The following is a 23014-nucleotide window of genomic DNA, read 5'->3' as shown; positions in this document are numbered from 1 at the left end:
AAAGCGTCGAAATGCCGACCTGGGAAGATCGCTATGACCTGAACAGCAGGCTGCCGTCACCGTAGGAATAGAAGCGATACCCGTTCTCGATGGCATGCCGATAGGCCGCGCGCATCGTATCCAGCCCGGCGAAGGCCGAAACCAGCATGAACAGCGTCGAGCGCGGCAGGTGGAAATTGGTCATCAGCACATCGGCGGTCCGGAATTGATAACCAGGCGTGATGAAAATGTCGGTCGCTCCAGACCATTCGCCAAGCCTGCCATCTTCGCGCGCGGCACTTTCCAACAGCCGCAATGACGTCGTACCGACGCAGACGATGCGATTACCACGCGCCTTGGCGGCGTTCAGCGCATCCGCCACCTGACCCGACACGTAACCCGTTTCGGCATGCATCTTGTGGTCGGCGGTGTCGTCTGCCTTTACCGGCAGAAAGGTGCCGGCTCCGACATGCAGGGTCACGAACCGGCGCTCGATACCTTTGGCGTCAAGCGCTGCAAACAGATCGGGTGTGAAATGCAGGCCTGCGGTCGGCGCCGCCACCGCCCCCTCTTCCCGAGCATAGATGGTCTGGTAGTCCGCAAGGTCACGTGCGTCATCGTCACGCTTTGAAGCAATATAAGGCGGCAGCGGGATATGGCCTACGGCGTGCAAAGCCTCATCGAGGAACGCACCGGAAAGATCGAAACTCAGCAACACCTCGCCACCCTCGCGTTTTTCGAGCACCGTGGCGTCGAGTTGGCCGAGGAAACAGGAACTGCCATCGTGGCCGAAATGGATCCGGTCGCCTTCTGCGACACGCTTGCCTGGCCGCATGAAGGCGAGCCAGCGGTCGGCACCGGTGCGCATGTGCAACGTCGCTTCCACCTGGGCAACAGCCTCACCGCGGCAGCGAATGCCGCGCAGTTGCGCGGGAATGACCTTTGTATCGTTGAAGACCAGCACGTCGCCGGGATCGAGTAGGGACGGCAGGTCGCGCACAACCTTGTCGGCAAGTCCCTCGCCCGGTCGCACGACCAGAAATCGCGCCGTGTCGCGCGGTTCGGCGGGCCGAAGCGCTATGCGCTCCTCGGGCAGGTCAAAATCGAAGAGATCCACTTTCATGGCAGCGGCAATAGCGCGATCTCGATCGATCCGCCACCGTGCTTGTTGCCAGGAGCCTGCCCGTCAATAAAGCCGGATCATCAACGCACCGACGAGCAGCAGCGCTGCGCCGACAACACGACCCATCGAGATTTCACGGACGGCGACGCCGAGGAAGCCGATCCGGTCCACCAGCATGCCGGCCAGAAGCTGACCCGCAACAAGGAACGCCATCAGCGCGGCGGCGCCGATCCTCGGCGTAAGAAGCACGGCACTCGTGACATAGACTGCACCGAGCGCTCCACCGGCGACGAAGAGCCAAGGTGCCGGCGCGCGCCAGTCGATGGCGATGCCCTGCGCGCGCGTGGTGAAGAACGTAACGATGCCGAGAACGATTGCGCCGGCCAGGAACGAGATCGCGGCCGCGGCAACGGGCACACCCAGCCCGCGAGCGAGCTGGGCATTGATGGGAGCCTGGATGGCGATGAAGGCGCCCGCAAGGACGCCGAGAAGCGACCAGAGAGCGCCGGCCATCGGATCAGGCCTTCACGTCCGCCGCGACTTTCAGCGACACGATCTTGTCGGGATCCTGCACCGGCTCGCCGCGCTTGATCTTGTCGACATTTTCCATGCCTTCGATGACCTGGCCCCAGACCGTATACTGACGGTTCAGGAAGCCGGCATCCTCGAAGCAGATGAAGAACTGCGAATTTGCCGAATTCGGGTTCTGTGCGCGTGCCATCGAGCAGGTGCCGCGAGCGTGATTGACGTTGGAGAACTCTGCCTTCAGGTCCGGCTTGTCGGAACCGCCCATGCCAGCACGCGACGGATTGAAATCCTTGCCGCCCGACTTGCCGAACTTCACATCGCCAGTCTGGGCCATGAAGCCGTCGATGACACGATGGAAGACGACGCCGTCATAAGCGCCCTCACGCGCCAGTTCCTTGATGCGGCCGACATGACCGGGTGCGAGGTCAGGGAACAATTCGATGACGACCTTGCCTTTGGTCGTTTCCATGATGAGCGCGTTTTCGCGATCCTTGATTTCAGCCATTTTGGATATCCTTTTGATAAAACTCAGTTCTTGTCAGCGGCAATGCGAACCTTGACCATACGGTCCGGATCGGAGACGGAGCCGTTGTCGGCGGCATCGCCCTTCTTGATCTTGTCGACGAATTCCATGCCCTTCTCGACATTGCCGACGATGGTGTACTGGCCGTTCAGCGACGGTGCCGGCGCGAACATGATGAAGAACTGCGAATTCGCCGAATTCGGATCCTGCGATCGCGCCATACCGACAACGCCGCGCGCATATTTTTCCTTGGAGAATTCGGCGGGCAGATCGGGTTCCTTCGAGCCGCCGGTGCCGGCGAGGCTGGCGTCGAAACCTTTCTTCATGTTGCCGTACTGGACGTCACCGGTCTGGGCCATGAAGCCATCGATGACACGGTGGAAGGCAACGTTGTCATAGGCACCTTCACGCACCAGCTTCTTGATCTGGGCGACATGCTTGGGTGCAAGGTCGGGCCGCAGGGCGACAACGACATCGCCGTCCTTCAGCGTGATGACCATGGTGTTTTCAGGGTCTGCCGCGAAGGCCTGCGACGCGCCGCCGAAAAGGCCGGCAAGCACGACGAGGAAGGCGGCGAGCTTTTTGAGCTGCATGGGATGATCTCCGAAATATCTAGGGTCAGGACCTATTTCGCGAATTTGGCTTTGAGCGCGCCGGCGACTGCGACCGGCACAAAGGGACGAATGTCGCCGCCCATCGAGGCTATCTGGCGGACCAATGTGGCGGTAATCGTGCGCACCGAAGGGCTCGCGGGCAGGAAGACTGTCTGCAACTCCGGAGCCATCGTCTCGTTCATGCCGGCCATCTGCATCTCGTAGTCGAGATCGGTGCCGTCACGCAGGCCACGGATCATGATGGATGCGCCGTTCTTGCGGGCCGCGTCAATCACCAGACCGGTGAAGGAGACGACACGAATGCGCTTGGCCTCGCTGCCGAATTCGGCGGCGGCAGCCTTTTCGATCAGTTCGGAACGCTCCTCAAAGGAGAACAGTGGCGTCTTCGACGCCTGGATGCCGATGGCGGCGTAAACCGTATCCGCTATCGCAAGCGAGGCCTTCAGCACATCGAGATGGCCGTTGGTCAGAGGATCGAAAGAGCCAGCATAGAGAGCGATGCGTTCAGTCATGATGCTGCTTCTAGCGGGCACCGGGCCGGAACGCAAATGGCCGGCCGGACTGCGGCGTGAACCCTTCATCAACCATGAACAGCAGATGAACGGCGCGATCACACACGGTTAAAGTCTGTTCACGTACAGATGATCATGCGCGGTGAAACCAATTCACCTTCTGCTCGTTTAGGGAACAGGAGATTAAGCCATGATGATCCTCATGCTCGCCACCGCAATGACCGTAGCCATGCTGATCGCGACCGTTTTCGGCCTGCATCAGGAAGCCGAGCGCGTGCGCCTCGACGACCTCGATCGCCGTCACCGCTTCGGCAAGCGCCGGTAGGGATTCGACTGGAGATTGGCTCTGTCAGCCTTGGCTGGTGAGACGTTTCTCCATATCCACGACAGTCCAGCCCGGTCGCTTTGGGTTGGCCCGCCTGCCGGTTTCCCGATAGCCATAGGCTGAGTACAGCGCGATGTTTCGTTCCATCCGGGCGTTGGTGTAAAGCTTCACCAGATCGACCCCAGCTTCGGCCGCTTTTTCTTCAGCCCAGTCAAGCAGGCGAATGCCGAGCTTCTTTCCCTGAAACTCCGGGGCTATCGCGACGGAAAAAATCAGGATGTGGTCGATATGTCGTTCGAGAACGATCAGTCCAGCGAGCTTGCCTGACAACTCCAGCAACCACACCTGCCCGGCCTCGACACGCGGTCTGTAATCCTCAGTGACAGGAATCGGCGGTGCGCCAAGCAGATGCGTATACGCCGCATAGGCTTGTTCGGTCAGCGCTGCCACGGCCACGACGTCGGACAGGTCTGCCAGGCGCAGAATAGCCTTGGTCTGCTCCATTCGTTTTTCCCGCTTCGTAAGGCACCTGCCCGACACCATAGGCATGATGCACCACAGACCAATGCGCCACTCGGGCGAAGTCGGTTGGGCAAGAATGCGGACAGGCCAATACCCCGCGAGGCTGCGAGGACCTGGGTGAAGACCAGCGCCGGCCAACCCAAAAAGAAAGGGCGGCCTGGAGAGCCGCCCTTTCAGAAACATCATGCACTTCCTGCACTTGGGCCAGATAGCTCACAAGCGTTCCATGTGGTCAGGTCAAGCTTCGTCGCTCGTGTTGCTGTCGCCTTCGGCTGGGCTGTCGCTTCCCTCGGCCACGTCTTCGTCACCGGGCTCATCTTCGCCCTGCGGTTCCGAAATGCGCTCCACCGACACCACCTTCTCGCCCTCGGCGGTGTTGAAGATGGTGACACCCTTGGTGGCGCGGCTGGCGAACCGGATGTCGTGTACCGGTACGCGGATGACCTGACCGCCGTCGGAAACCAGCATGATCTGATCGTCGTTACCGATCGGGAACGCCGCCACCAGTGGACCGATTTCCCCCGCTTTCGATACGTCGGTGGCCCGGATACCCTTGCCGCCACGGCTGGTCAGACGGAAGTCATAGGACGAAGACCGCTTGCCGTAGCCATATTCGGTCACGGTCAGCACGAACTGTTCGTGCTGCTTGAGGAATTCATAGCGCTCGTCGGACAATTGCGCTTCCTCCGAAACCTCCTCGTTGGTCAGCGCGACCTCTTCCTCTTCTCCAGCACCTGCCAGGCGACGCTCGGCGACCGAACGCTTGAGATAGGCCGCGCGCTCCGCCGGATCGGCGTCGACATGCTCGATGATCGCCATCGAAATAGCGCCATCGCCTTCGGCGAGATTGATGCCGCGCACGCCCTGTGACGAGCGCCCTGCGAAGACACGTACGTCCGAAACCGGGAAACGGATACACTGGCCGGTGTTTGCGGTGAGCAGCACATCATCATTGTCCGTGCAGGTCTCGACAGCCAGGATGGCATCACCTTCCTCGTCGAACTTCATCGCGATCTTGCCGTTGCGCTTCACGTCGACGAAATCCGACAGCTTGTTGCGACGCACGGTGCCGCGCGTGGTGGCGAACATCACGTCGAGGTCGCCCCAGCTCGTCTCGTCTTCCGGCAGCGGCATGATGGCCGTGATGCGGTCGCCATTCTCGATCGGCAGCATGTTGATCAAGGCCTTGCCACGAGATTGCGGATTGCCGATCGGCAGGCGCCAGACCTTTTCCTTGTATACGATGCCGCGCGACGAGAAGAACAGGATCGGCGTGTGCGTGTTGGCAACGAACAACCGCGTAACGAAATCCTCGTCCTTGGTCGACATGCCGGAACGGCCCTTGCCACCGCGGCGCTGCGCCCGGTAGAGCGACAAAGGCACACGCTTGATGTAGCCCGAATGCGAGACCGTAACGACCATGTCCTCGCGCGGGATGAGGTCCTCGTCCTCCATGTCCGAGCCGGCGTCGGTAATCTCGGTCCGGCGTGGCCCGCCGAACTCATCGCGCACGGCGATGAGTTCGTCTTTGACGATTTGCTGGATGCGCGCGCGGGATGCCAGAATCTCAAGAAAATCAGCGATTTCGGCGCCGATCTTGTTCAATTCGTCGGCGATCTCGTCGCGGCCCAGCGCGGTCAGGCGCTGCAGCCGCAGCTCGAGAATGGCGCGAGCCTGCTCTTCGGACAGATTGTAGGTGCCGTCCTCGTTGATGCGATGGCGCGGATCGTCGATCAGGCGGATCAGCGCCTCGACATCCTCAGCCGGCCAGCGGCGTGTCATCAACTGGTCGCGCGCCGACTGCGGGTCAGGCGCACCGCGGATCACCTTGATGACCTCGTCGATATTGGCAACCGCGATCGCCAGGCCAACCAGGACGTGCGCGCGGTCTCGCGCCTTGCGCAGCAGAAACTTGGTGCGCCGGCTGATCACATCCTCGCGGAACGCGACGAAGGCGTGCAGCATATCGAGCAGCGTCATCACTTCCGGCTTGCCGCCGTTGAGAGCGACCATATTGGCGCCGAACGACGTCTGCAGCGGCGTGAAGCGATAGAGCTGGTTGAGGATCACCTCGGTATTGGCATCGCGCTTCAGCTCGATCACCACGCGGTAGCCCTGGCGATCGCTCTCGTCGCGGATGTCGGAAATGCCTTCGATGCGCTTTTCGCGCACCAGTTCGGCCATTTTCTCGATCATCGAGGCCTTGTTTACCTGGTAAGGCACCTCGGTGATGACAATGGCTTCGCGATCGCCGCGTATTTCCTCGACATGCACCTTGCCGCGCATGACAACCGAACCACGGCCGGTCGAGTAGGCATTGTAGATGCCGGTGCGGCCAAGGATCAGGCCACCGGTCGGGAAGTCCGGACCGGGGATGATCTCCATCATCTCGGTGAGGTCGATGGCCGGATTTTCCATGACGGCGATGGCGCCGTTGCAGACTTCCACCAGATTATGCGGAGGAATGTTCGTGGCCATGCCGACGGCGATACCGCCAGCACCGTTGACCAGCAGCGCCGGAAAACGCGCAGGCAGAACACGCGGCTCCTGCCCTGATGCGTCGTAGGTATCCTGGAAGTCGACGGTATCCTTGTCGATATCCTCCAGCAACTCATGCGCGACCTTGGTCAGGCGCGATTCCGTGTAGCGCATGGCCGCCGGTGGGTCGCCGTCGATCGAGCCGAAATTGCCCTGCCCGTCGATGAGCGGCACGCTCATCGACCAATCCTGAGCCATGCGTACCAAGGCGTCGTAGATAGAAGCGTCACCGTGCGGGTGGTACTTACCCATCACGTCGGCGACCGGTCGCGCCGACTTCACATACTTGCGGTTCCAGTGATAGCCGCTCTCATGCGAGGCAAACAGGATGCGCCGGTGCACCGGCTTCATGCCGTCGCGCACATCGGGCAGCGCTCGGCTGACGATCACGCTCATGGCGTAATCGAGATAGCTGCGCTGCATCTCCTCGATAATGGAAATCGGTTCGATGCCGGAAGGGCCGTCCGGCCCTTGTGGTGTATTCTGGTCGGTCAAAATAGATCGCAATCAGCTGGGAATCACTGACTTCTTATATAGGAAAGCCGCGCCATTCTCCAATGCGAGGGCGCGGTTTTTCGCCACGCAACCGATGTTTTCCAGTGCTTATTTTTCAAGTTATTTCAAATAGATAGACAGATCGAAGAAACACGGTGCGAATGGCGTCCGGCAGATTGTGGCGGCTGTGTGAAATACGCTGGTCGATTACCGCCGCGTCAACCGCGAAATCTCACCCGCGACAACCTGAGGTCGTGAGGGATTTTGCCTCCGAAGCAGATAGCCGGCGCAATTCCGCACAAGGCTTGCCGGAGAGCCTGTATCGACTTGGCGTTTGCCCCATGACCCTTCGGAAACGGCGATTGAAGGTCGACAGATCGCCGAAACCCGCCTCGAAGGCGATCTCCGAAACAGCGTCTCGGGAGATCCGCAGCCGGACGGCGGCACGATGCAGCCTTGTCCGTAGCAGAAACTGATACGGGGTCATGCCAACGATCGCGCGAAACGAGCGCAGGAAATGGTATGGGCTGGTCGCGGCTCGGTCCGCCAATGCGGACAGCGAGAGATGCTCGTCGCCCCGGCTGTCGATGAGACGGATCGCTTCGGCGACGCGCTTTTCATCACGTTGGTTGGTCTTTGCCGGCCTTCCCGGCAATCCCGTCAGCATGGTCAGCGTGGCACCTGCCAGCCGGAGCGCGACTTCCTCGAGTTCGTCGGCATCGCCTTCACGGCGTGCGACCTCGGTATCCGCGAGGAGCGCGGCAAGCTCCGGGCATGCCGGCAGCTTCGGCGCATCGAATCCGCGATGCTTCGCTCCGGGCACATCGACCAGAACGTCCTCCAGCATCTCGGGCGAAAACTGAAAGGACAGGCAACGATCACCGCTGCTGTGGTCATGCCCGCATTCGAAACATGTCCTCGCATTGCCCAGCAGCAGGGCGCCCGGCGTCATCACCGCCGTTCCTTGCTGCGAGCGATAGCGGAAAGTGCCGCTCGCAACGACTGCGATACAGAACGAGCCGTGCTCTTCCTCGAAAGGCCGTTCGCCAGCCGTCGCAGTGCAGACAATGTCGGCCACGCTCCATCCGGCTTTCCTGGCAAGGATCCGCACCTGCTGGCTCATGACCGCGATTTAGCAATTTTTCCCAAGCCCGGACAGCCGGCAAGCGCTACGCCGGCCATATCTCCTGACAGGTTTGAGGTCGCCATGCATCACCCGAACTCCTTCTCCGAAGCCCTGCAAGCGCCAGGCCCCTTCGCTGCCCACGCAGACAAGCTCGCGCTCTACGGTCGCTTTGTCGGAGCATGGAGCTTCGATGCAAAACGCTGGACCGATGACGGCAAGCTGCTGACTGGCCACGGCGAGATCCATTTCGGCTGGGCACTGGAGGGACGTGCCATCCAGGACGTCTGGATACTGCCTGCGCGCAACGCAGGACCTTCGCCGGAGCTCGGCCCCTGGACGTTCTACGGCACGACGCTGCGGATCTACGACCCCGGTATCGATGCCTGGCACATCCTGTGGAGCGATCCGCGCACGCAATACCACAGCCGACAGACCGGCCGCGCTGAAGGGGCGGACATCGTCCAGATCGGCGGCGATGGCAGCGGAACACGGACACGCTGGCGCTTCACCGAAATCACCGACAACTCATTTCGCTGGCTTGGGGAACGGGCGGACGGCGAAGGAGACTGGAACCTGCAAGTTGAATTCCTGGCACGACGCGCCGCGTGACGTCCTTATCCCATCAATACAAACTCAAACGAGGTTCAAAATGCTCGACCATGTCTCGATCGGCGTCGCCGACCCCTCCCGCTCCAAGACTTTCTATGACGCGGTTCTGTCGCCGCTCGGCTATTCGTGCCTCAGCGAATCCGTGGGGTCGCTAGGTTATGGCGGCGATCAGATCTCACTGTGGATTCTCGAGGTCGCACGACCGGTTCCAGCCGATATGGGATCGGGGCTTCACTTCTGTTTTGCCGCGCCAACTCACGACAGTGTCCGCGCCTTCCACGCGGCAACCCTTGCTCATGGCGGCAACGACAACGGCAAAGCGGGCCTGCGCGCCGACTATGGCGATAGCTATTTCGCGGCCTTCGCCATCGATCCGGACGGCTATCGCATAGAGGCCTGTTGCGGCTCAGGCAGCTGACCGACTGAGCGTTGGCAACTTCCCCATATTCGCGCTACCAATGGCCTGGTTGTCGCGAGAGAGGGGAACGGCATGCCGAGCTACGAAAGCCTGTTCAACGCCTTCGTGACACTGCTCGTGACCATCGACCCGCCGGGACTCGCCCCGCTTTTCCTTGCCGTGACGCGCGGCATGAATCGTGAGCAGCGAAGCCAGGTATCCGTTCGCGCCTCGATCATCGGCTTTCTGGTCATCGCGCTGTTTGCGGTGGCAGGCGCCTCGATCCTTTCGGTGTTCGGCATCACATTGCCTGCTTTCCGCGTAGCCGGCGGCTTCCTGCTGTTCTTCATCGCCTTCGAGATGGTTTTCGAGCGCCGGCAGGACCGCAAGGAAAAAAGCGCGGATGTGGCGATCACCAAGGATCACATCCACAACATCGCGGCTTTCCCGCTGGCGATCCCGCTGATCGCAGGCCCCGGCGCCATTTCGGCCACCGTCCTGCTGTCCAGTTCGTTCCAAGGCCTTGGAGGGCAGCTGGCGCTGCTCGGCATCATCCTCGCCTGCCTGCTCATCACCTATCTGGTGTTCGTGCTGGCGGAGCGCATCGACGGCATTCTCGGCCAGACCGGGCGCTCGATCCTGACCCGGCTGCTCGGCGTGATCCTTGCCGCGCTCGCCGTCCAGTTCGTGGCCGACGGTATCAAGGCTCTGGCAGCGAGCTGACCGACCCAACGTACAATCGCACTGCCTTGCAGGCTGCCTCAGCCGGCAGCGGTATCGACCACCTCGAAATCGTGGGTAACGGTCGCCGTCTTGCCCATCATGATCGAGGCCGAGCAGTATTTTTCCGCCGACAGCTGAACCGCCCGCTTGACCTTGTCGTGTGACAGTCCCTTGCCTTTGACGATGAAGTGCATGTGAATGCGCGTGAACACCTTCGGATCGGTCGCTGCACGATCGGAATCGAGTTCCACGACACAATCCTCGACCTGCTCGCGCCCCTTTTCGAGGATGTGCACAACGTCGATGGCCGAACAGCCGCCCGTACCGATCAAAAGCAGTTCCATGGGGCTCGGGCCGGGTGTCTTGCCGTCATCGCCATGCGTCGTGCCCAGAACCAGCTTGTGGCCACTGCCGGACTCGCCCACGAATGTGCGACCCTCGACCCATTTGATCCGCGCCTTCATCCCTGCTTCCCTGTCTCTTCGTGTCGGTCCTATGGCATCTCGGCCAGCAATGCCTTGACGACATTGGCTGAATTCGTTGACGCCAGTGCCATGAAAGTCGCCATCTGATTGGCGCCTTCTCCACCGCCAGCGAGGTCCGACAGGCTGCGTACCGCTAGGAACGGAACGTGGTTGCTGTAGGTCACATGTGCGACCGCGGCACTTTCCATGTCGAGCACCTTGGCATCGAAGGTCTTGTGCACATAGTCACGAAATTCGGCATTGTCGACGAAAGCCTGGCCGGAAACACCATTGCCGCCGACGATGATCTTCGGCGGGCTGGCAAGGCATTTGTTCTCGGGTGCACAGGCCTGCAGCTCCAGCCTGGCAGCGACCTTGCGGGCAGCGTCGAGCAAGGCCGGATCGGACGGGAACCAGAATTTCGTCTCTTCGGCGGTATCGCCCCGCCTGGTAACCGTCACAGAGCGCGGCACGATCATGCCGTAGCCCGCAAACTGATCCTTCGGGATGAATGGCGGAATTTCGTAACCGTCGCCGACCTTGCGGGCGAAAACCGCTTCCAGATATTCGCCCCACTGATCGGCGACGACGACATCGCCGATGCTGAGGGCCGGGTCGACGCCGCCGGCAATGCCGGAAAACACCACGGATGTCACGACAAACCGGTCGAGCGCCACCTGCATGGTCATGGCCGCATTGACCATGCTGACGCCACTCAGGAACAGCACGACATCCTTGCCGGCCAGCTTGCCGGTGATGAACTGGCGGCCGTTGATCTCGTGTTCGGTTCGATCCGACAGATCGGCCTGCAGCCCCATCCATTCAGGTGGGAAGGCCGACACGACCGCGATGCGCGGCTTGTCATCGAGCCGCTCCGCAGCCGAAACGGCAGCGGACAACATGGTGAAGAACAGCAGGCCGATCGCAATCAGGCGCGCGAATGCACTCATGCCGTAGCTCATCGCCGGATCACCAGGTCAGGTCTGTGGGCTGGGGAATTCCGCCCATCAGCAATCAGAACGGGATTTCATCGTCCAGTTCGCGCGAACCGCCACCGCCGCCACTGCGATTGCCGTTTCCACCGCCAAAGCCGCCACCAGCCGAGCCGCGGCCGCCACCGCCACCGAAGTCGCTCGGGCCGGACTGGCCAAAGCTGTCGCGGTTGCCACCGGAATAACCGACCTGGCCACCTTCGCCCTGCCCGCCACGCGCGTCGAGCATCTGCAATTCGCCCCGGAATTTCTGCAGCACGACTTCGGTCGTATAACGCTCCTGGCCGCTCTGGTCCTGCCATTTACGGGTCTGCAATTGACCCTCGACATAAACCTTCATGCCCTTCTTCAGATACTGCTCGGCCACCTTGGCGAGCTGGTCATTGAAGATGACGACGTTGTGCCACTCGGTCTTTTCCTTGCGTTCGCCCGAGTTCTTGTCGCGCCAGCTTTCCGAGGTGGCGATACGGATGTTGACGACCGGCTCACCCGAGTTCAGCCGGCGGATTTCGGGATCCGCACCCAGATTTCCCACCAGAATGACCTTGTTGACGCTGCCAGCCATCACACTTCTCCGCGCTCGTCCGAAACCAGAATTCTCGCCGCACCATATAGGCTGAGGAACCTGCCCGCCTCCACGGACATGCCTTTCCCACAACGTTTTTTGTTCTATTTCTGTTCTAGTTCCCGCACTGGCTATTTGTCAAGGAATGTCAGCAAAAGTGCCGGCCTGGCTTCATTTCAGGTCCTCGCCCCGAGAAGGCTCTTGCCAAACCAATAAGTATCCACTTATGTTTTGGTATGATCGAATCCGAAATCTTCAAGGCCCTGGCCGACCCGACACGGCGCGCGCTGTTTGAACGGCTGGTCGACGACGAGATGACCGTCTCTGAACTGCGCGCCGGCACGCCGGTGTCCCAACCGGCGGTCTCCCAGCATCTTGCCGTGCTGCGCGGCGCCGGGCTGGTGAGCGAGCGCCGTGTCGGCCGCAATGCCTTTTACCGAGCCGCCCCGGAAGGATTATCGCCGCTGCTCACCTGGATCGAACGCTACCGCACCTTCTGGCCTGATCGCATCGAAAGGCTGAAGACCGTGTTGAAGGAGATGGATCAATGACCTCGCCCAGCCGCGATGACATCGTTGTTGAATGCGATCTGCCGGAAGCGCCCGAAAAAGTTTGGCGCGCACTCACCGAGCCGGAAATCGTCGCGGCCTGGTTGCTGCCGAACGACATCAGGAGCGAAACCGGGCAGCGATTTTCGCTCGGCGCCGAGGGCCGCATCGCCTGCACGGTGCTTGAGGCGGAACCTGGCCGCCTGCTGCGCTATTCCTGGCGCGAAACAGGCGGATCCGGTGCGGGAGAGGGCTTTGACAGTGTCGTCACCTTCGAACTGACACATGCCGCCGACGGCGGCACGCATTTGCGTGTCGTGCATGACGGCTTTGTCTCAACGGCCGCCTGCAACATGTCCGGAGCGGGCTGCAGCGTCGCCGTCGATGCGCCCAAGCCCACCAGAATTTTCACTGCGGCCAACACGCCGCAATGGCGCATGGCCGCCTGAACGGAAGGAACCAACACATGTCCGGTATCGCCAATCTTGTGCCGATGGTGATCGAGCAGTCGAGCCGCGGCGAACGCGCTTTCGACATCTTCTCCCGGCTGCTGCGTGAACGCATCATCTTCGTCAACGGCCAGATAGAGGACAACATGGCCGCCATCATCTGCGCGCAATTGCTGTCGCTGGAGGCGGACAATCCGGACAAGGAGGTGTCGCTCTACATCAACTCACCCGGCGGCGTGGTCAGTTCCGGCTTCGCCATCTACGACACGATGCGTTACATCTCCTGCCCGGTGTCGACAGTCTGCATGGGCTTTGCGGCTTCGATGGGTTCGTTCCTGCTGATGGCTGGAGACCCGGGCAGGCGCATCGCGCTCCCCAACAGCAAGATCGTGCTGCATCAACCGCTGGGCGGCTTCCAGGGCCAGGCCTCGGACATCCAGCGGCACGCCGAGGACATCCTGAAAACCAAGCGGCAGATGATTGACCTCTATGCCCAGCACTGCGGGCGCACGGTCGAGGACGTCGAGAACACGCTCGACCGAGACCACTTCATGAACGCGGAGGAAGCCAGGGCATGGGGCCTGGTCGACCATGTCTACGACACGCGCAAACGGGCGGCCTAGGACAGCCAGATCGTCGTCCATCCAATCCGATGGATCGACGGGCACTGGTCGTCACGGGTCAAGACGCCTATGTTAGCACCATGACCATCGCCCGCCTCTCGCCATCATCGTGTCTGGCTGCCCTTGCAGTTGCCCTTTTTTCGACAGCGACAGGATTTGCCGGGGAAGCCGGCAAGCAGGCTGCAAAGCCCCTGCCCGGCGTCAATGGCGGCTACAGCATCGTCAAACCAGCCACGCCGCAACCGGAGCCGGACGATTATGATCCAGCCTCCGGCCGCCAGTTCAAGGTTGGCGACACGGACGTCCGCATTTCCGGCTCGGTGATCGTGGATGTCGGTGCGGGCAACCTTCCTGCCCCACGCCGGTAGTCTACGCAAAATCCGGCGATCCGTGCCTCCGACAGCCGTGTTGTCGGCGCGACCTGCAGCAAATCGCGGATATCGCCGAGCGCGTATCACCTCAAAAGAACAGCCCCGCCGCTGCGCCTTGGCATGCGGACGGGGCTTTTTAGGGCTTTACCCAGTTTTTCCGGGAGCGTTTTACCGGCTTTGGGTTTCGGGTGCTTCGCGGCTCACGGCCGACGACCCGACTAGTGGTCTCTGATTGTAAGGGGATCGGCAGGTCACGGTTTGCGCGGGAAAAGCTCCGCCTTTCCTGACACCTATGCCCGCCGTGGCTCCAACGACAGATGGAGCCTGAAGGGACTGTCCGGTGGGGTCATGCCTCGCTCCTGTTGCTGGTTGCTCTTGCCGTCTGCCCGAACTCTCACTCGTTTTGGTCTGCGGCGCCTCGCAGACCGCCTTCCGGCTCGAGGATCGCCACTGGGCGATCGGTTCAGGCGACGGCTAACCTTGCGCCTTCACTTCCGCAGCGTCAACCGGCGGCCGGGCCATTACGGAAATTGTGATCGGAACGGTCCGGAACGTCACGTTCTGCTGACATCGCATTGTCAGGAGCACGTTCGGCCTTTGTTCTTTTTTGCTTGCCCGCTCGCGCGAAAGGCGGTTAAACGCTCAAAGTAGCCGGAGAGTCTCGATCTCGCGGTGAAAATACCCATATGAGCGGGCGGCGGCTGGGTTCGCCAATCCGAAACATTGCAAGCTGAGGCGGCGGAGCGGCATGGCCGACCATAAGTACATTTCCATTCGCGGCGCGCGCGAACACAATCTGAAGAACGTCGACCTGGATCTGCCGCGTGACAGTCTCGTGGTGATGACCGGCTTGTCCGGTTCAGGCAAATCGTCTCTCGCCTTCGATACCATTTATGCCGAAGGGCAGCGCCGCTACGTCGAAAGCCTTTCGGCCTATGCCCGCCAGTTCCTGGAGATGATGCAGAAGCCGGACGTCGACCAGATCGATGGTCTGTCGCCCGCCATCTCGATCGAGCAGAAGACGACGTCGCGCAACCCGCGTTCGACCGTCGGCACCGTTACCGAAATCTACGACTACATGCGCCTGCTCTTCGCGCGCGTGGGCGTGCCCTACTCGCCGGCCACCGGCCTGCCGATCGAGAGCCAAACCGTTTCGCAGATGGTCGATCGCGTGCTGACCCTGGAGGAAGGCACCCGCCTCTACATCACGGCGCCAATGGTGCGTGGACGCAAGGGCGAATACAAGAAGGAGTTGCTGGAGCTCCAGAAGAAGGGCTTCCAGCGCGTCAAGGTCGACGGCACTTTCTATGAGATCGCCGATGTCCCGGCGCTCGACAAGAAGTACAAGCACGACATCGACGTCGTTGTCGACCGCATCGTCGTGCGTGCCGATCTCGCCACGCGCCTGGCCGACTCCATGGAAACGGCACTGAAGCTGGCCGAAGGACTCGCCGTTGCGGAATTCGCCGATCGGCCGCTGCCCGCGGAGGCCACGGCAGAAGAATCCGCTTACAAATCCAAGAACGAGACGCACGAACGTATCCTGTTTTCGGAAAAGTTCGCCTGCCCGGTTTCCGGATTCACCATCCCAGAAATCGAGCCGCGGCTGTTCTCCTTCAACAACCCGTTCGGCGCCTGTCCGACCTGCGATGGCCTTGGCAGCCAGCGCGCCATCGACGAAAACCTGGTTGTGCCGGACGACAATGTGACCTTGCGCGACGGCGCGGTGGCACCGTGGGCGAAATCGACCTCGCCCTACTATTCTCAGACGCTGGAAGCGCTGGGCAAGGTCTATGACTTCAAGCTTGGCGACAAATTCAAGGATCTGAGGGAAGACGCCAGGCAGGCCATCCTGCGCGGCACCGGCGAGCGCGAAGTCACTTTCAACTATGACGACGGCCTGCGCTCCTACAAGACCACCAAGACCTTCGAGGGTGTGATACCCAACCTCGAGCGGCGCTGGAAGGAGACGGAATCGGCATGGATGCGCGAAGAAATCGAGCGCTTCATGGCTGCCACGCCGTGCCCTGCCTGCGGCGGCTATCGATTGAAGCCCGAAGCGCTGGCCGTGAAAATCGCCGGCAGACATATTGGTGAAGTGACGGAGCTGTCGATCCGCAAGGCCGACCTGTGGTTCAATGAACTGCCGGCGCAGCTCAACGAAAAACAGAATGAAATCGCCATCCGTATCCTGAAGGAAATCCGCGAGCGGCTGCGTTTCCTCAACGAGGTCGGCCTCGACTACCTGACGCTGTCGCGCAATTCCGGTACGCTCTCCGGCGGTGAAAGCCAGCGTATCCGCCTCGCCTCGCAGATCGGCTCGGGTCTTACCGGCGTGCTTTATGTGCTGGACGAGCCTTCGATCGGCCTGCATCAGCGCGACAATGCACGTCTGCTGGAAACGCTGAAACACCTGCGCGACATCGGCAATACGGTGATCGTCGTCGAACATGACGAGGATGCGATCCTGACTGCCGACTATGTTGTCGACATAGGACCGGCAGCAGGCATCCATGGCGGCCGCATCATCGCCCAGGGCACGCCGCGCGAAGTCATGGCCAACCCGGCCTCCATCACCGGCAAATATCTTTCCGGAGAGCTCGAGGTTGCGACGCCCGCCGAACGACGCCCCGGCAAGAAGGGCAAGCGCGTCAAGGTTGTCGGTGCCCGCGGCAACAATCTGAAGAATGTGACCGCAGAGTTCCCGCTCGGCACCTTCACGGCGGTAACCGGTGTCTCTGGTGGCGGCAAGTCCACCTTCCTGATCGAGACATTGTTCAAGGCCGCCTCGCGCCGCATCATGGGTTCGCGCGAACATCCTGCCGAGCATGACCGCATCGAGGGCCTGGAGTTCCTCGACAAGGTCATCGATATCGACCAGAGCCCGATCGGCCGCACGCCGCGCTCCAATCCGGCGACCTATACCGGCGCCTTCACGCCGATCCGCGACTGGTTCGCCGGACTTCCGGAAGCCAAGGCGCGCGGCTATCAGCCCGGCCGCTTCTCCTTCAACGTCAAGGGTGGCCGCTGTGAGGCATGCCAGGGTGATGGCGTCATCAAGATCGAGATGCACTTCCTGCCGGACGTTTATGTCACCTGCGACGTCTGCCATGGCAAGCGCTACAACCGCGAAACGCTGGACGTCACTTTCAAGGGCAAGTCGATCGCCGATGTGCTCGACATGACCGTTGAGGAAGGCGTCGAGTTCTTTGCGGCGGTGCCTGCTGTGCGCGACAAGCTGATAACGCTCAATCAGGTTGGCCTCGGCTATATCCACATCGGCCAGCAGGCCACCACGCTTTCGGGTGGCGAGGCGCAGCGCATCAAGCTCGCCAAGGAACTGTCCCGCAAGGCGACCGGCAAGACGCTCTACATCCTCGATGAGCCGACCACAGGCTTGCATTTCCACGATGTGAAGAAACTCCTGGAAGTGCTTCATGAGCTGGTCGACCAGGGCAACACGGTGATCGTCATCGAACACAATCTCGAGGTCATCAAGACTGCCGACTGGGTGCTCGACCTCGGCCCTGAGGGCGGTGACGGCGGCGGTGAGCTCGTTGCCTCCGGCACGCCGGAGGATATCGTCGCGGAACCACGCAGCTACACCGGCCAGTTCCTGAAGGAACTGCTGGAACGTCGGCCGAAAGGCAAACGAGAGGCCGCCGAGTGAGCGGCAGCCAGGGCATCGTCTCCGTCGAGAGCCGGTTCGGGGTAACCGAAACGCTCGATCGGCTGGCGGAAACCGTGACCAGGCTGGGTCTCCATGTCTTCGCGCGTATCGACCACATGGCCGGGGCGCAGGATGTGGGTCTGCTGCTTCGCCCGACGCAGCTTTTGATCTTCGGCAACCCGAAGGGCGGCACACCGCTGATGCAGGACAGGCAGATTGCCGGCATCGACTTGCCGGTGAAGGCGCTTGCCTGGGAAGATGAACTGGGCAAGGTCTGGCTTTCATACAACGCCGCTGAATGGATCGCGGTCCGACACGGGCTGGGTGACGCCAGCGTCGCCGCGGTCCAGGCGATTGCCGGCGGTATGGACAAGGTCATCGGACTGGCGGCCGGCCGGGAATAACGCCGCGGCCGCTTGTTGGCGACCCACTGCTGGCCGGCATGACACCCGTGATTGGCAAGGCCCGGGATTGGCAAGCAAGGAACTCGAGACAAAAAAAGAGCAGACTTTCGCCTGCTCTCCCCTAGCATTTGGCAGTAACGCGGCCGTTGGCACCGCGCACCGCCCCCGAGCCAAAGAACCGGGAGAACGGTATTAACGGTCTATCTCATTTTAGCGCATCTTAATCCAAGGTACATACCTCAAATGGGGGAGGCCCAAGGCTTCGGGCCGGATCTCAGGGACCGGGAAAGCGGCATGTTCACGACGCGCCAGCCGATTTCTCCACACCATCTGAACGTCGTGAAATGCTGAACGGAATTGGCAGGATGATCGTCACGGTCGTTGATTTCGGATGGCTTGTGACGCCTTACCGTGGTTGCCTATGCCCATTCGAGACTGAAGCAGATATTGGAGGGATGGAATGAGTACAGCTGGAAAAATCCGGTCGGGCATGGGCGGCTGGACGTTCGAGCCCTGGGACACATCATTCTACCCAGGGACACTGTCGAAGGCCAAACAGCTCAACTATGCCTCACGGCAGGTTCCGACCATCGAGGTCAACGGCACCTACTATTCGACATTCAAGCCGCCAACATTCGCCAAATGGGCAAAGGATGCTCCAGACGATTTTGTGTTTTCGTTGAAGGCGATCCGTTTTGCGACCAACCGCCGGGTGCTGGCTGAGGCAGGCGAATCGGTGCAGCGCTTCCTCGATTCAGGCGTTTCGGAACTCGGCGCCAAGCTCGGGCCTATTCTCTGGCAATTCGCGCCGACCAAGCGCTTCGACGCCGACGACTTCGGCGCGTTCCTGGCACTTTTGCCCGAAAAGCAGGACGGCGTGACATTGCGCCATGCCGTGGAGGTTCGCCACGATTCTTTCATCGTGCCCGAATTCGCAGCACTGGCGCGCAAACACGCTGTCGCGATCGTATATGCCGACCACGCCAAATATCCGGCAATCGCCGACGCAACTGGCGGCTTCGTCTATGCGCGGCTCCAGACCGGCAGCGACGACAATCCCGATTGCTACACCCCCAAGGCGCTCGACCAATGGGCGGAACGTGCAAGGACCTGGGCTGCGGGCAAGGAACCCGGCGACCTGAAGCGCGCTGATCCCGACACCCAGGCAGAGGTGAAGCCGCGCGATGTGTTTGTCTACTTCATCACCGAAGGCAAGGTCCGCGCCCCGTTCGGCGCCATGGCGTTGATGAAACGCGTCGGGTCTTGAAACCAAAGAAGTGAAACCCGCCTCGATGGAGGCGGGTTTCGCTTCTCAGAAGAAACCGGTGAGTTTCGGCGCCGGCGTCAGGAACCTCGCGCAACGCGCTCGATTTCCTCACGCACCAGGCGCTCGACCAGCGTCGGCAGGTTGTTGTCCAGCCAGTCCTGCAGCATCGGGCGCAGCATCTCGGCGGCCATGTCATCGAAGGTCTTCTTGGCCCGACCAGCGAAAGCTTCGGACAATTCCTCGAAGGAAGCCGCAACCTGACGGCTCGTATGTTCGGAGATCAGCGCAGGCCGCAGCGCAGCGCTTTCAATTGCGGGTTCATGCCGGATCGCGAACTCAGCCGGCTCATCTGTCATATCGTTGCCGGGCTGCGTCGTGAAAACGCTATTTTCCTCGCCAGGAATTTCGTCGGCGCGGGTGTCGGAACCAAGCTCCACCTCGCGAGGCCAACCGGTACGAAGCTGACTGACAGCCTCATCCCTTTCGACAACCGGTTGCGGTGCTGCGGCAGCAGGCTGTTCGGACGCTGTCAGCACGCCGATTTCGGCCAGCGTGATCACAGGAGCAGCCGGGCGCTGCTCTGGCGAGGCGGTGGCGAGTTGTGCCTGGACGTCAGCCAGGCTGATGGGCTTGCCCGGCAGTTCGTGATGCAATTCGCTGCGGAAAGCATCAACCTCGGGAACGATGTTGCCGACCGGTTCGGATCGCGTGGTGATCGGTTCGATGTCCGGGCGCGTATCGATCGCCTCCATCGCAGTCTTGCGGCCGGTGTCACTGTCTTCGATGATCCTGCGGATGGAAGCCAGGATCTCTTCCATCGAAGGTTCGCGTTGCGCGCTGCTTGCTGCCGTGGCCATTGTCACATTCGCCGCCCTGGAAACCTGTTGCATTTTCGGCCGGTACCAAGGCCGGCTCGAATCACCGCTCAAGCGTAACCGACCGATTGCAATCAGAGAATCCCCAAACCGGGGACTCGTGCTGTTTCAACAGATTAGAGCAATCCCCGCAAACGCAGGCAGCGGTCTTGCGTCCGGAACTGCTTGAAACCAAAGAGTTCCGGCGCTTCCGCGGTTTCGTCAAAACCGAAACGCGCTTGAAACAAAACAGCCCCGCAAAGCGGGGCTGTCGAATTCATCAGGCCTGGAAGAACTAGCGGCCGTCCGGCGTACGCAGACCGTACCACTTGTCCTTGACGGCCTTGTAGTGTTCGTCCGGATTGTACTTCGCCACCTGAAGTCCGAGGCGCTCGACGGTGAGCCGCCCCATCGCCTGGAGAATGCCGTAGCTGGCAATCACGACGTCGCGTTCGGAAGCGGCCAGATTGATCTGTGCGCTGATGACGACGTTCTGCGCGTTCAACACGTCCAGCGTGGTCTGCTGGCCGACATTGCGCTCCTCGATCACGCCATTCAGCGCCAGTTGCGCGGCGGCGATGGAGGCACGATTGGCGTCGACATTCTCCTTGGCGGCCTGATAGGCGGTCCATGCCGCCACAACGGCGTTGCGGACCTGATCGCGTGCCACATCGACCTCGATGCGAGCCTGGCCGAGCCTTTCCTTCTGCTGGCGAACCGTCGCCGCGGTACGTCCACCGGAGTAGATCGGCACCGTCAGCGTTGCGCCGACGTTGGCCGAAGTCGACGAACCGTCCGGGCTCAGGATGCTTCCGGGCGAAGCATCCCGATAGTTGCGGGAAATACCTGCCGAAGCGCTCAATTGCGGCAACAGCGCACCTTCAGCGGCTTTCACCCCGAACCCCGAGGCATCGACCAGATGCTGGTTGGCCAGGATGGCCGGGTTTTCATTGTTCGCCGCGGCGATGGCGTTTTCGATGTTGGACGGCAGCAGTTTGCCGAGCGGCGACGGCGCCTTCAGTTTGCCCGGCTGGTCACCGATGATCTGACGGTAGACGCCGGCACTGGCCAACGCCTGCGCCTGCGCGGCGCTGACCTGCGCCTGCGCGGTAGAGCGTTGCGCTTCGGCCTGTGCGACGTCGGTGCGGGTACCCTCGCCCACTTCGAAGCGCGAGCGGGCGGCGCGCACCTGCTCGGTCAGGAATTTCAGATTCTGTTCCGTGAGCTTCGCGACCTGGCGATCGTGGATGACATTCATATAGGCCTGGGCTGCAGCGAAGAGCGTCGCATTCTGCTGGTTGTTCAGCCCTTCCACTGAAGCGCGCACCTGCGCTTCCGCCGAGGCCACATTGTTCTTGGTCTGGAAGCCGTCGAACAGGCTCTGGTTGATCTGCACGCCGAAATTGCCGGTGGTCAGACGACCGGCATTGTTTCCGCGCGTGCTCGAATAGTCGATGGATGCCGAACCGGTGATGGTCGGCCGCCAGCCGGATTTGGCGATCGCCACGCCTTCATCGGTCACCCGCACGCCAGCGCGCGACGAATTCAGCGTCGAGTTGTTCTGATAGGCCTTGGACAGTGCGCCGAGTATGGTTTCGGCAGATGCCGCGCCGGGAGCAAGCGCAGTCACCGAAGCAAGCAGAATGGCGAGGAGACTCTTCTTTACAGGATGCACGGCAAATCCTCATTCTTCATTGGAAACCACGCAAGAACGGCCGCCGTCTTCAGGCAACCGTCATTGCGTGTTTGTGTTCCCTGCCGCTAGCCCGTCTCCCCAAAGTCCGAACCGTCGGCAACGATCTGTTAACACAAGCCATCATGCCGCGACGTGAGCCGCAAGAGCGAATCTCTCAGAATTCGAAAACACGCACACGTTCGAATCCCGGTAGTGGCTTTATTGCCGCATTAAATGCACGCCGCCCTGCCGCTATTCCAGTAGTCTTCAAAAACAGACGAGCGACACCGGCATTGCCATGGCCTTCCACGGCAACGAGGCGGCCGCCTTCGGCGAGCTGGTCGAGAAGCGCCTGCGGCACCTCTTCCACGCTGCCGCCAACGAGAATCACATTGTAGGGTGCTTTGGCGGCGTGACCGTCGCGCAACGCACCGTCGACCACCACGACATTGTCGCAGCCCAGCGACGACAGGGTCGCGCGTGCGGTTTCCGCCAGGGTCGAATCGCTTTCCAGCGCAACGACGGATTTCGCAATCCGGGACAGAATCGCCGCCGAATAGCCTGTACCGGCCCCAACATCGAGAACGGTATCGTCGGCGCTGATTCCCGCAAGCTGGAGCAGCTTGGCCAGCGGCGAAGGCTCCATCATGTAGCGCGGCTCCCCGGCCACGCCTGCGAGGCGGATATCCTCGTCGATATAGGCGAGGTCGCTCTGGCTGGCTGCCAGGAAGGCTTCGCGCGGAACAGCCAGGAAAGCATCGAGGACCGCTGCGTTCGTCACATCGGTGGTGCGCAGCTGGCCATCGACCATCTTCACGCGGCGTGCGGAGAAATCAGCGCTCATGTTCCAACCGTCCCGCTTCCGGCGCAACCAAGCGCCTATGGCCAACAGGAACGCCCCTCCGGCACTGGACCGGTTGTCGGGATTGGAGGCCTCGCCCGGAATCGAACCGGGATGCAAGGATTTGCAGTCCTCTGCGTAACCATTCCGCCACGAGGCCTCATTGCTCCCGGCGTTCCACGGCGCTTCAATAGGTTGGGCCGTTTGGGCAGTCAAGGACACAAGCTTTATTCCGCTGACAATTCCCTAACCTATTGTGAATGGCGCCCGAGACCGG

25 protein-coding genes and 1 tRNA gene are annotated in these 23014 nt (G+C 61.3%); 11 read left to right on the top strand and 15 right to left on the bottom strand.

Annotation, left to right across the window (positions count from 1 at the left end; translation table 11 throughout):
* Positions 1–31 precede the first annotated feature (31 nt).
* The 5 genes from queA to coaD form a co-directional block, all read right to left on the bottom strand.
* The gene (queA, locus tag ACFJIU_RS09265; protein ID WP_379070297.1) at positions 32–1102 is read right to left on the bottom strand and encodes a tRNA preQ1(34) S-adenosylmethionine ribosyltransferase-isomerase QueA; all 1071 of its coding nucleotides are present in this window, start codon (positions 1100–1102) and stop codon (positions 32–34) included.
* A 63-nt stretch (positions 1103–1165) separates the two neighbouring features.
* On the bottom strand, positions 1166–1615 hold the full coding sequence (locus ACFJIU_RS09260) for a DMT family transporter (RefSeq protein WP_379070294.1): 450 nt from the start codon (positions 1613–1615) through the stop codon (positions 1166–1168).
* A gap of 4 nt (positions 1616–1619) precedes the next feature.
* Positions 1620–2135, bottom strand: coding sequence for a peptidylprolyl isomerase (locus ACFJIU_RS09255; RefSeq protein WP_129414722.1), 516 nt, complete (start codon positions 2133–2135; stop codon positions 1620–1622).
* 23 nt (positions 2136–2158) lie between these two features.
* Positions 2159–2746 carry a peptidylprolyl isomerase gene (locus ACFJIU_RS09250; RefSeq protein WP_379070291.1) on the bottom strand — a complete coding sequence of 196 codons (588 nt, stop codon included), beginning with the start codon at positions 2744–2746 and terminating at the stop codon, positions 2159–2161.
* A gap of 32 nt (positions 2747–2778) precedes the next feature.
* The gene (gene coaD / locus ACFJIU_RS09245) at positions 2779–3279 is read right to left on the bottom strand and encodes a pantetheine-phosphate adenylyltransferase (protein WP_379070288.1); all 501 of its coding nucleotides are present in this window, start codon (positions 3277–3279) and stop codon (positions 2779–2781) included.
* Between the two features lie 190 nt (positions 3280–3469).
* On the opposite strand from coaD, the gene ACFJIU_RS09240 reads away from it, so the two are divergent.
* A complete protein-coding gene (locus tag ACFJIU_RS09240; protein ID WP_260854895.1) occupies positions 3470–3604 on the top strand; it encodes a hypothetical protein in 135 nt (44 codons plus the stop codon).
* A gap of 24 nt (positions 3605–3628) precedes the next feature.
* Here the strand turns inward: ACFJIU_RS09240 and ACFJIU_RS09235 are convergent, their stop codons facing one another.
* The 3 genes from ACFJIU_RS09235 to ACFJIU_RS09225 form a co-directional block, all read right to left on the bottom strand.
* Positions 3629–4108 (bottom strand): GNAT family N-acetyltransferase, encoded by a 480-nt coding sequence (locus tag ACFJIU_RS09235; RefSeq protein ID WP_379070284.1) that lies wholly within the window; start codon positions 4106–4108, stop codon positions 3629–3631.
* Between the two features lie 255 nt (positions 4109–4363).
* On the bottom strand, positions 4364–7159 hold the full coding sequence (gene gyrA, locus ACFJIU_RS09230) for a DNA gyrase subunit A (RefSeq protein ID WP_379070281.1): 2796 nt from the start codon (positions 7157–7159) through the stop codon (positions 4364–4366).
* Between the two features lie 232 nt (positions 7160–7391).
* On the bottom strand, positions 7392–8282 hold the full coding sequence (locus ACFJIU_RS09225; protein ID WP_379070278.1) for an AraC family transcriptional regulator: 891 nt from the start codon (positions 8280–8282) through the stop codon (positions 7392–7394).
* 84 nt (positions 8283–8366) lie between these two features.
* Here ACFJIU_RS09225 and ACFJIU_RS09220 point away from each other — a divergent pair, with 84 nt between their 5' ends.
* The 3 genes from ACFJIU_RS09220 (at position 8367) to ACFJIU_RS09210 (ending at position 10014) form a co-directional block, all read left to right on the top strand.
* A complete protein-coding gene (locus ACFJIU_RS09220; protein ID WP_379070275.1) occupies positions 8367–8894 on the top strand; it encodes a hypothetical protein in 528 nt (175 codons plus the stop codon).
* Positions 8895–8934: 40 nt separating this feature from the next.
* Positions 8935–9312, top strand: a complete 378-nt coding sequence (locus ACFJIU_RS09215) for a VOC family protein (RefSeq protein WP_379070273.1) — start codon at positions 8935–8937, stop codon at positions 9310–9312.
* Positions 9313–9384: 72 nt separating this feature from the next.
* The gene (locus ACFJIU_RS09210; protein WP_379070270.1) at positions 9385–10014 is read left to right on the top strand and encodes a MarC family protein; all 630 of its coding nucleotides are present in this window, start codon (positions 9385–9387) and stop codon (positions 10012–10014) included.
* A gap of 38 nt (positions 10015–10052) precedes the next feature.
* Here the strand turns inward: ACFJIU_RS09210 and ACFJIU_RS09205 are convergent, their stop codons facing one another.
* The 3 genes from ACFJIU_RS09205 to ssb form a co-directional block, all read right to left on the bottom strand.
* Entirely contained in the window at positions 10053–10478 is a 426-nt protein-coding gene (locus tag ACFJIU_RS09205; protein WP_379070268.1) for an OsmC family protein, read from the bottom strand.
* A 29-nt stretch (positions 10479–10507) separates the two neighbouring features.
* Entirely contained in the window at positions 10508–11428 is a 921-nt protein-coding gene (locus ACFJIU_RS09200; RefSeq protein ID WP_379070265.1) for a 5'-methylthioadenosine/S-adenosylhomocysteine nucleosidase, read from the bottom strand.
* A gap of 64 nt (positions 11429–11492) precedes the next feature.
* Positions 11493–12035 carry a single-stranded DNA-binding protein gene (gene ssb, locus ACFJIU_RS09195; protein ID WP_379070263.1) on the bottom strand — a complete coding sequence of 181 codons (543 nt, stop codon included), beginning with the start codon at positions 12033–12035 and terminating at the stop codon, positions 11493–11495.
* A gap of 236 nt (positions 12036–12271) precedes the next feature.
* On the opposite strand from ssb, the gene ACFJIU_RS09190 reads away from it, so the two are divergent.
* The 7 genes from ACFJIU_RS09190 (at position 12272) to ACFJIU_RS09160 (ending at position 19367) form a co-directional block, all read left to right on the top strand.
* Positions 12272–12586 carry an ArsR/SmtB family transcription factor gene (locus ACFJIU_RS09190; protein WP_379070260.1) on the top strand — a complete coding sequence of 105 codons (315 nt, stop codon included), beginning with the start codon at positions 12272–12274 and terminating at the stop codon, positions 12584–12586.
* Complete coding sequence (locus tag ACFJIU_RS09185) at positions 12583–13032, top strand: SRPBCC domain-containing protein (protein WP_379070257.1); 450 nt, start codon at positions 12583–12585, stop codon at positions 13030–13032. The genes ACFJIU_RS09190 and ACFJIU_RS09185 overlap by 4 nt, the downstream gene beginning before the upstream one ends.
* A gap of 17 nt (positions 13033–13049) precedes the next feature.
* Positions 13050–13655 carry an ATP-dependent Clp protease proteolytic subunit gene (locus ACFJIU_RS09180; protein WP_379070254.1) on the top strand — a complete coding sequence of 202 codons (606 nt, stop codon included), beginning with the start codon at positions 13050–13052 and terminating at the stop codon, positions 13653–13655.
* 80 nt (positions 13656–13735) lie between these two features.
* Positions 13736–14023: a hypothetical protein gene (locus tag ACFJIU_RS09175; protein ID WP_379070251.1), complete on the top strand. Its 288-nt coding sequence runs from the start codon at positions 13736–13738 to the stop codon at positions 14021–14023.
* Between the two features lie 751 nt (positions 14024–14774).
* Entirely contained in the window at positions 14775–17696 is a 2922-nt protein-coding gene (uvrA, locus tag ACFJIU_RS09170; RefSeq protein WP_379070248.1) for an excinuclease ABC subunit UvrA, read from the top strand.
* The gene (locus tag ACFJIU_RS09165) at positions 17693–18100 is read left to right on the top strand and encodes a DUF302 domain-containing protein (protein WP_379070245.1); all 408 of its coding nucleotides are present in this window, start codon (positions 17693–17695) and stop codon (positions 18098–18100) included. The genes uvrA and ACFJIU_RS09165 overlap by 4 nt, the downstream gene beginning before the upstream one ends.
* A 460-nt stretch (positions 18101–18560) precedes the next feature.
* On the top strand, positions 18561–19367 hold the full coding sequence (locus ACFJIU_RS09160) for a DUF72 domain-containing protein (protein WP_379070243.1): 807 nt from the start codon (positions 18561–18563) through the stop codon (positions 19365–19367).
* 77 nt (positions 19368–19444) lie between these two features.
* On the opposite strand, the gene ACFJIU_RS09155 is transcribed toward ACFJIU_RS09160, so the two are convergent.
* The 4 genes from ACFJIU_RS09155 to ACFJIU_RS09140 form a co-directional block, all read right to left on the bottom strand.
* On the bottom strand, positions 19445–20224 hold the full coding sequence (locus ACFJIU_RS09155; protein ID WP_379070241.1) for a PopZ family protein: 780 nt from the start codon (positions 20222–20224) through the stop codon (positions 19445–19447).
* A 292-nt stretch (positions 20225–20516) separates the two neighbouring features.
* A complete protein-coding gene (locus tag ACFJIU_RS09150) occupies positions 20517–21896 on the bottom strand; it encodes a TolC family outer membrane protein (protein ID WP_379070238.1) in 1380 nt (459 codons plus the stop codon).
* A gap of 175 nt (positions 21897–22071) precedes the next feature.
* Positions 22072–22740, bottom strand: coding sequence for a protein-L-isoaspartate O-methyltransferase (locus tag ACFJIU_RS09145; protein ID WP_379070235.1), 669 nt, complete (start codon positions 22738–22740; stop codon positions 22072–22074).
* Between the two features lie 83 nt (positions 22741–22823).
* Positions 22824–22897 (bottom strand) — tRNA-Cys (locus ACFJIU_RS09140).
* Between the last annotated feature and the right edge of the window lie 117 nt (positions 22898–23014).

Source organism: Mesorhizobium sp. UC74_2 (genome assembly GCF_042701485.1).
Taxonomy (GTDB): domain Bacteria; phylum Pseudomonadota; class Alphaproteobacteria; order Rhizobiales; family Rhizobiaceae; genus Mesorhizobium.
This window is presented reverse-complemented; position numbering and strand designations above follow the sequence as displayed.

Excerpts from the sequence above, each read along its gene's own strand:
- ACFJIU_RS09255 (WP_129414722.1), bottom strand. The coding sequence starts at position 2,135 with ATGGCTGAAATCAAGGATCGCGAAAACGCGCTCATCATGGAAACGACC.
- ssb (WP_379070263.1), bottom strand. The coding sequence starts at position 12,035 with ATGGCTGGCAGCGTCAACAAGGTCATTCTGGTGGGAAATCTGGGTGCG.
- ACFJIU_RS09220 (WP_379070275.1), top strand. The coding sequence starts at position 8,367 with ATGCATCACCCGAACTCCTTCTCCGAAGCCCTGCAAGCGCCAGGCCCC.
- ACFJIU_RS09225 (WP_379070278.1), bottom strand. The coding sequence starts at position 8,282 with ATGAGCCAGCAGGTGCGGATCCTTGCCAGGAAAGCCGGATGGAGCGTG.
- ACFJIU_RS09260 (WP_379070294.1), bottom strand. The coding sequence starts at position 1,615 with ATGGCCGGCGCTCTCTGGTCGCTTCTCGGCGTCCTTGCGGGCGCCTTC.
- ACFJIU_RS09185 (WP_379070257.1), top strand. The coding sequence starts at position 12,583 with ATGACCTCGCCCAGCCGCGATGACATCGTTGTTGAATGCGATCTGCCG.
- ACFJIU_RS09210 (WP_379070270.1), top strand. The coding sequence starts at position 9,385 with ATGCCGAGCTACGAAAGCCTGTTCAACGCCTTCGTGACACTGCTCGTG.
- ACFJIU_RS09155 (WP_379070241.1), bottom strand. The coding sequence starts at position 20,224 with ATGGCCACGGCAGCAAGCAGCGCGCAACGCGAACCTTCGATGGAAGAG.
- ACFJIU_RS09235 (WP_379070284.1), bottom strand. The coding sequence starts at position 4,108 with ATGGAGCAGACCAAGGCTATTCTGCGCCTGGCAGACCTGTCCGACGTC.
- ACFJIU_RS09145 (WP_379070235.1), bottom strand. The coding sequence starts at position 22,740 with ATGAGCGCTGATTTCTCCGCACGCCGCGTGAAGATGGTCGATGGCCAG.
- ACFJIU_RS09180 (WP_379070254.1), top strand. The coding sequence starts at position 13,050 with ATGTCCGGTATCGCCAATCTTGTGCCGATGGTGATCGAGCAGTCGAGC.
- ACFJIU_RS09200 (WP_379070265.1), bottom strand. The coding sequence starts at position 11,428 with ATGAGTGCATTCGCGCGCCTGATTGCGATCGGCCTGCTGTTCTTCACC.
- uvrA (WP_379070248.1), top strand. The coding sequence starts at position 14,775 with ATGGCCGACCATAAGTACATTTCCATTCGCGGCGCGCGCGAACACAAT.
- ACFJIU_RS09215 (WP_379070273.1), top strand. The coding sequence starts at position 8,935 with ATGCTCGACCATGTCTCGATCGGCGTCGCCGACCCCTCCCGCTCCAAG.
- ACFJIU_RS09250 (WP_379070291.1), bottom strand. The coding sequence starts at position 2,746 with ATGCAGCTCAAAAAGCTCGCCGCCTTCCTCGTCGTGCTTGCCGGCCTT.
- queA (WP_379070297.1), bottom strand. The coding sequence starts at position 1,102 with ATGAAAGTGGATCTCTTCGATTTTGACCTGCCCGAGGAGCGCATAGCG.
- ACFJIU_RS09240 (WP_260854895.1), top strand. The coding sequence starts at position 3,470 with ATGATGATCCTCATGCTCGCCACCGCAATGACCGTAGCCATGCTGATC.
- ACFJIU_RS09175 (WP_379070251.1), top strand. The coding sequence starts at position 13,736 with ATGACCATCGCCCGCCTCTCGCCATCATCGTGTCTGGCTGCCCTTGCA.
- ACFJIU_RS09160 (WP_379070243.1), top strand. The coding sequence starts at position 18,561 with ATGAGTACAGCTGGAAAAATCCGGTCGGGCATGGGCGGCTGGACGTTC.
- ACFJIU_RS09190 (WP_379070260.1), top strand. The coding sequence starts at position 12,272 with ATGATCGAATCCGAAATCTTCAAGGCCCTGGCCGACCCGACACGGCGC.
- ACFJIU_RS09205 (WP_379070268.1), bottom strand. The coding sequence starts at position 10,478 with ATGAAGGCGCGGATCAAATGGGTCGAGGGTCGCACATTCGTGGGCGAG.
- coaD (WP_379070288.1), bottom strand. The coding sequence starts at position 3,279 with ATGACTGAACGCATCGCTCTCTATGCTGGCTCTTTCGATCCTCTGACC.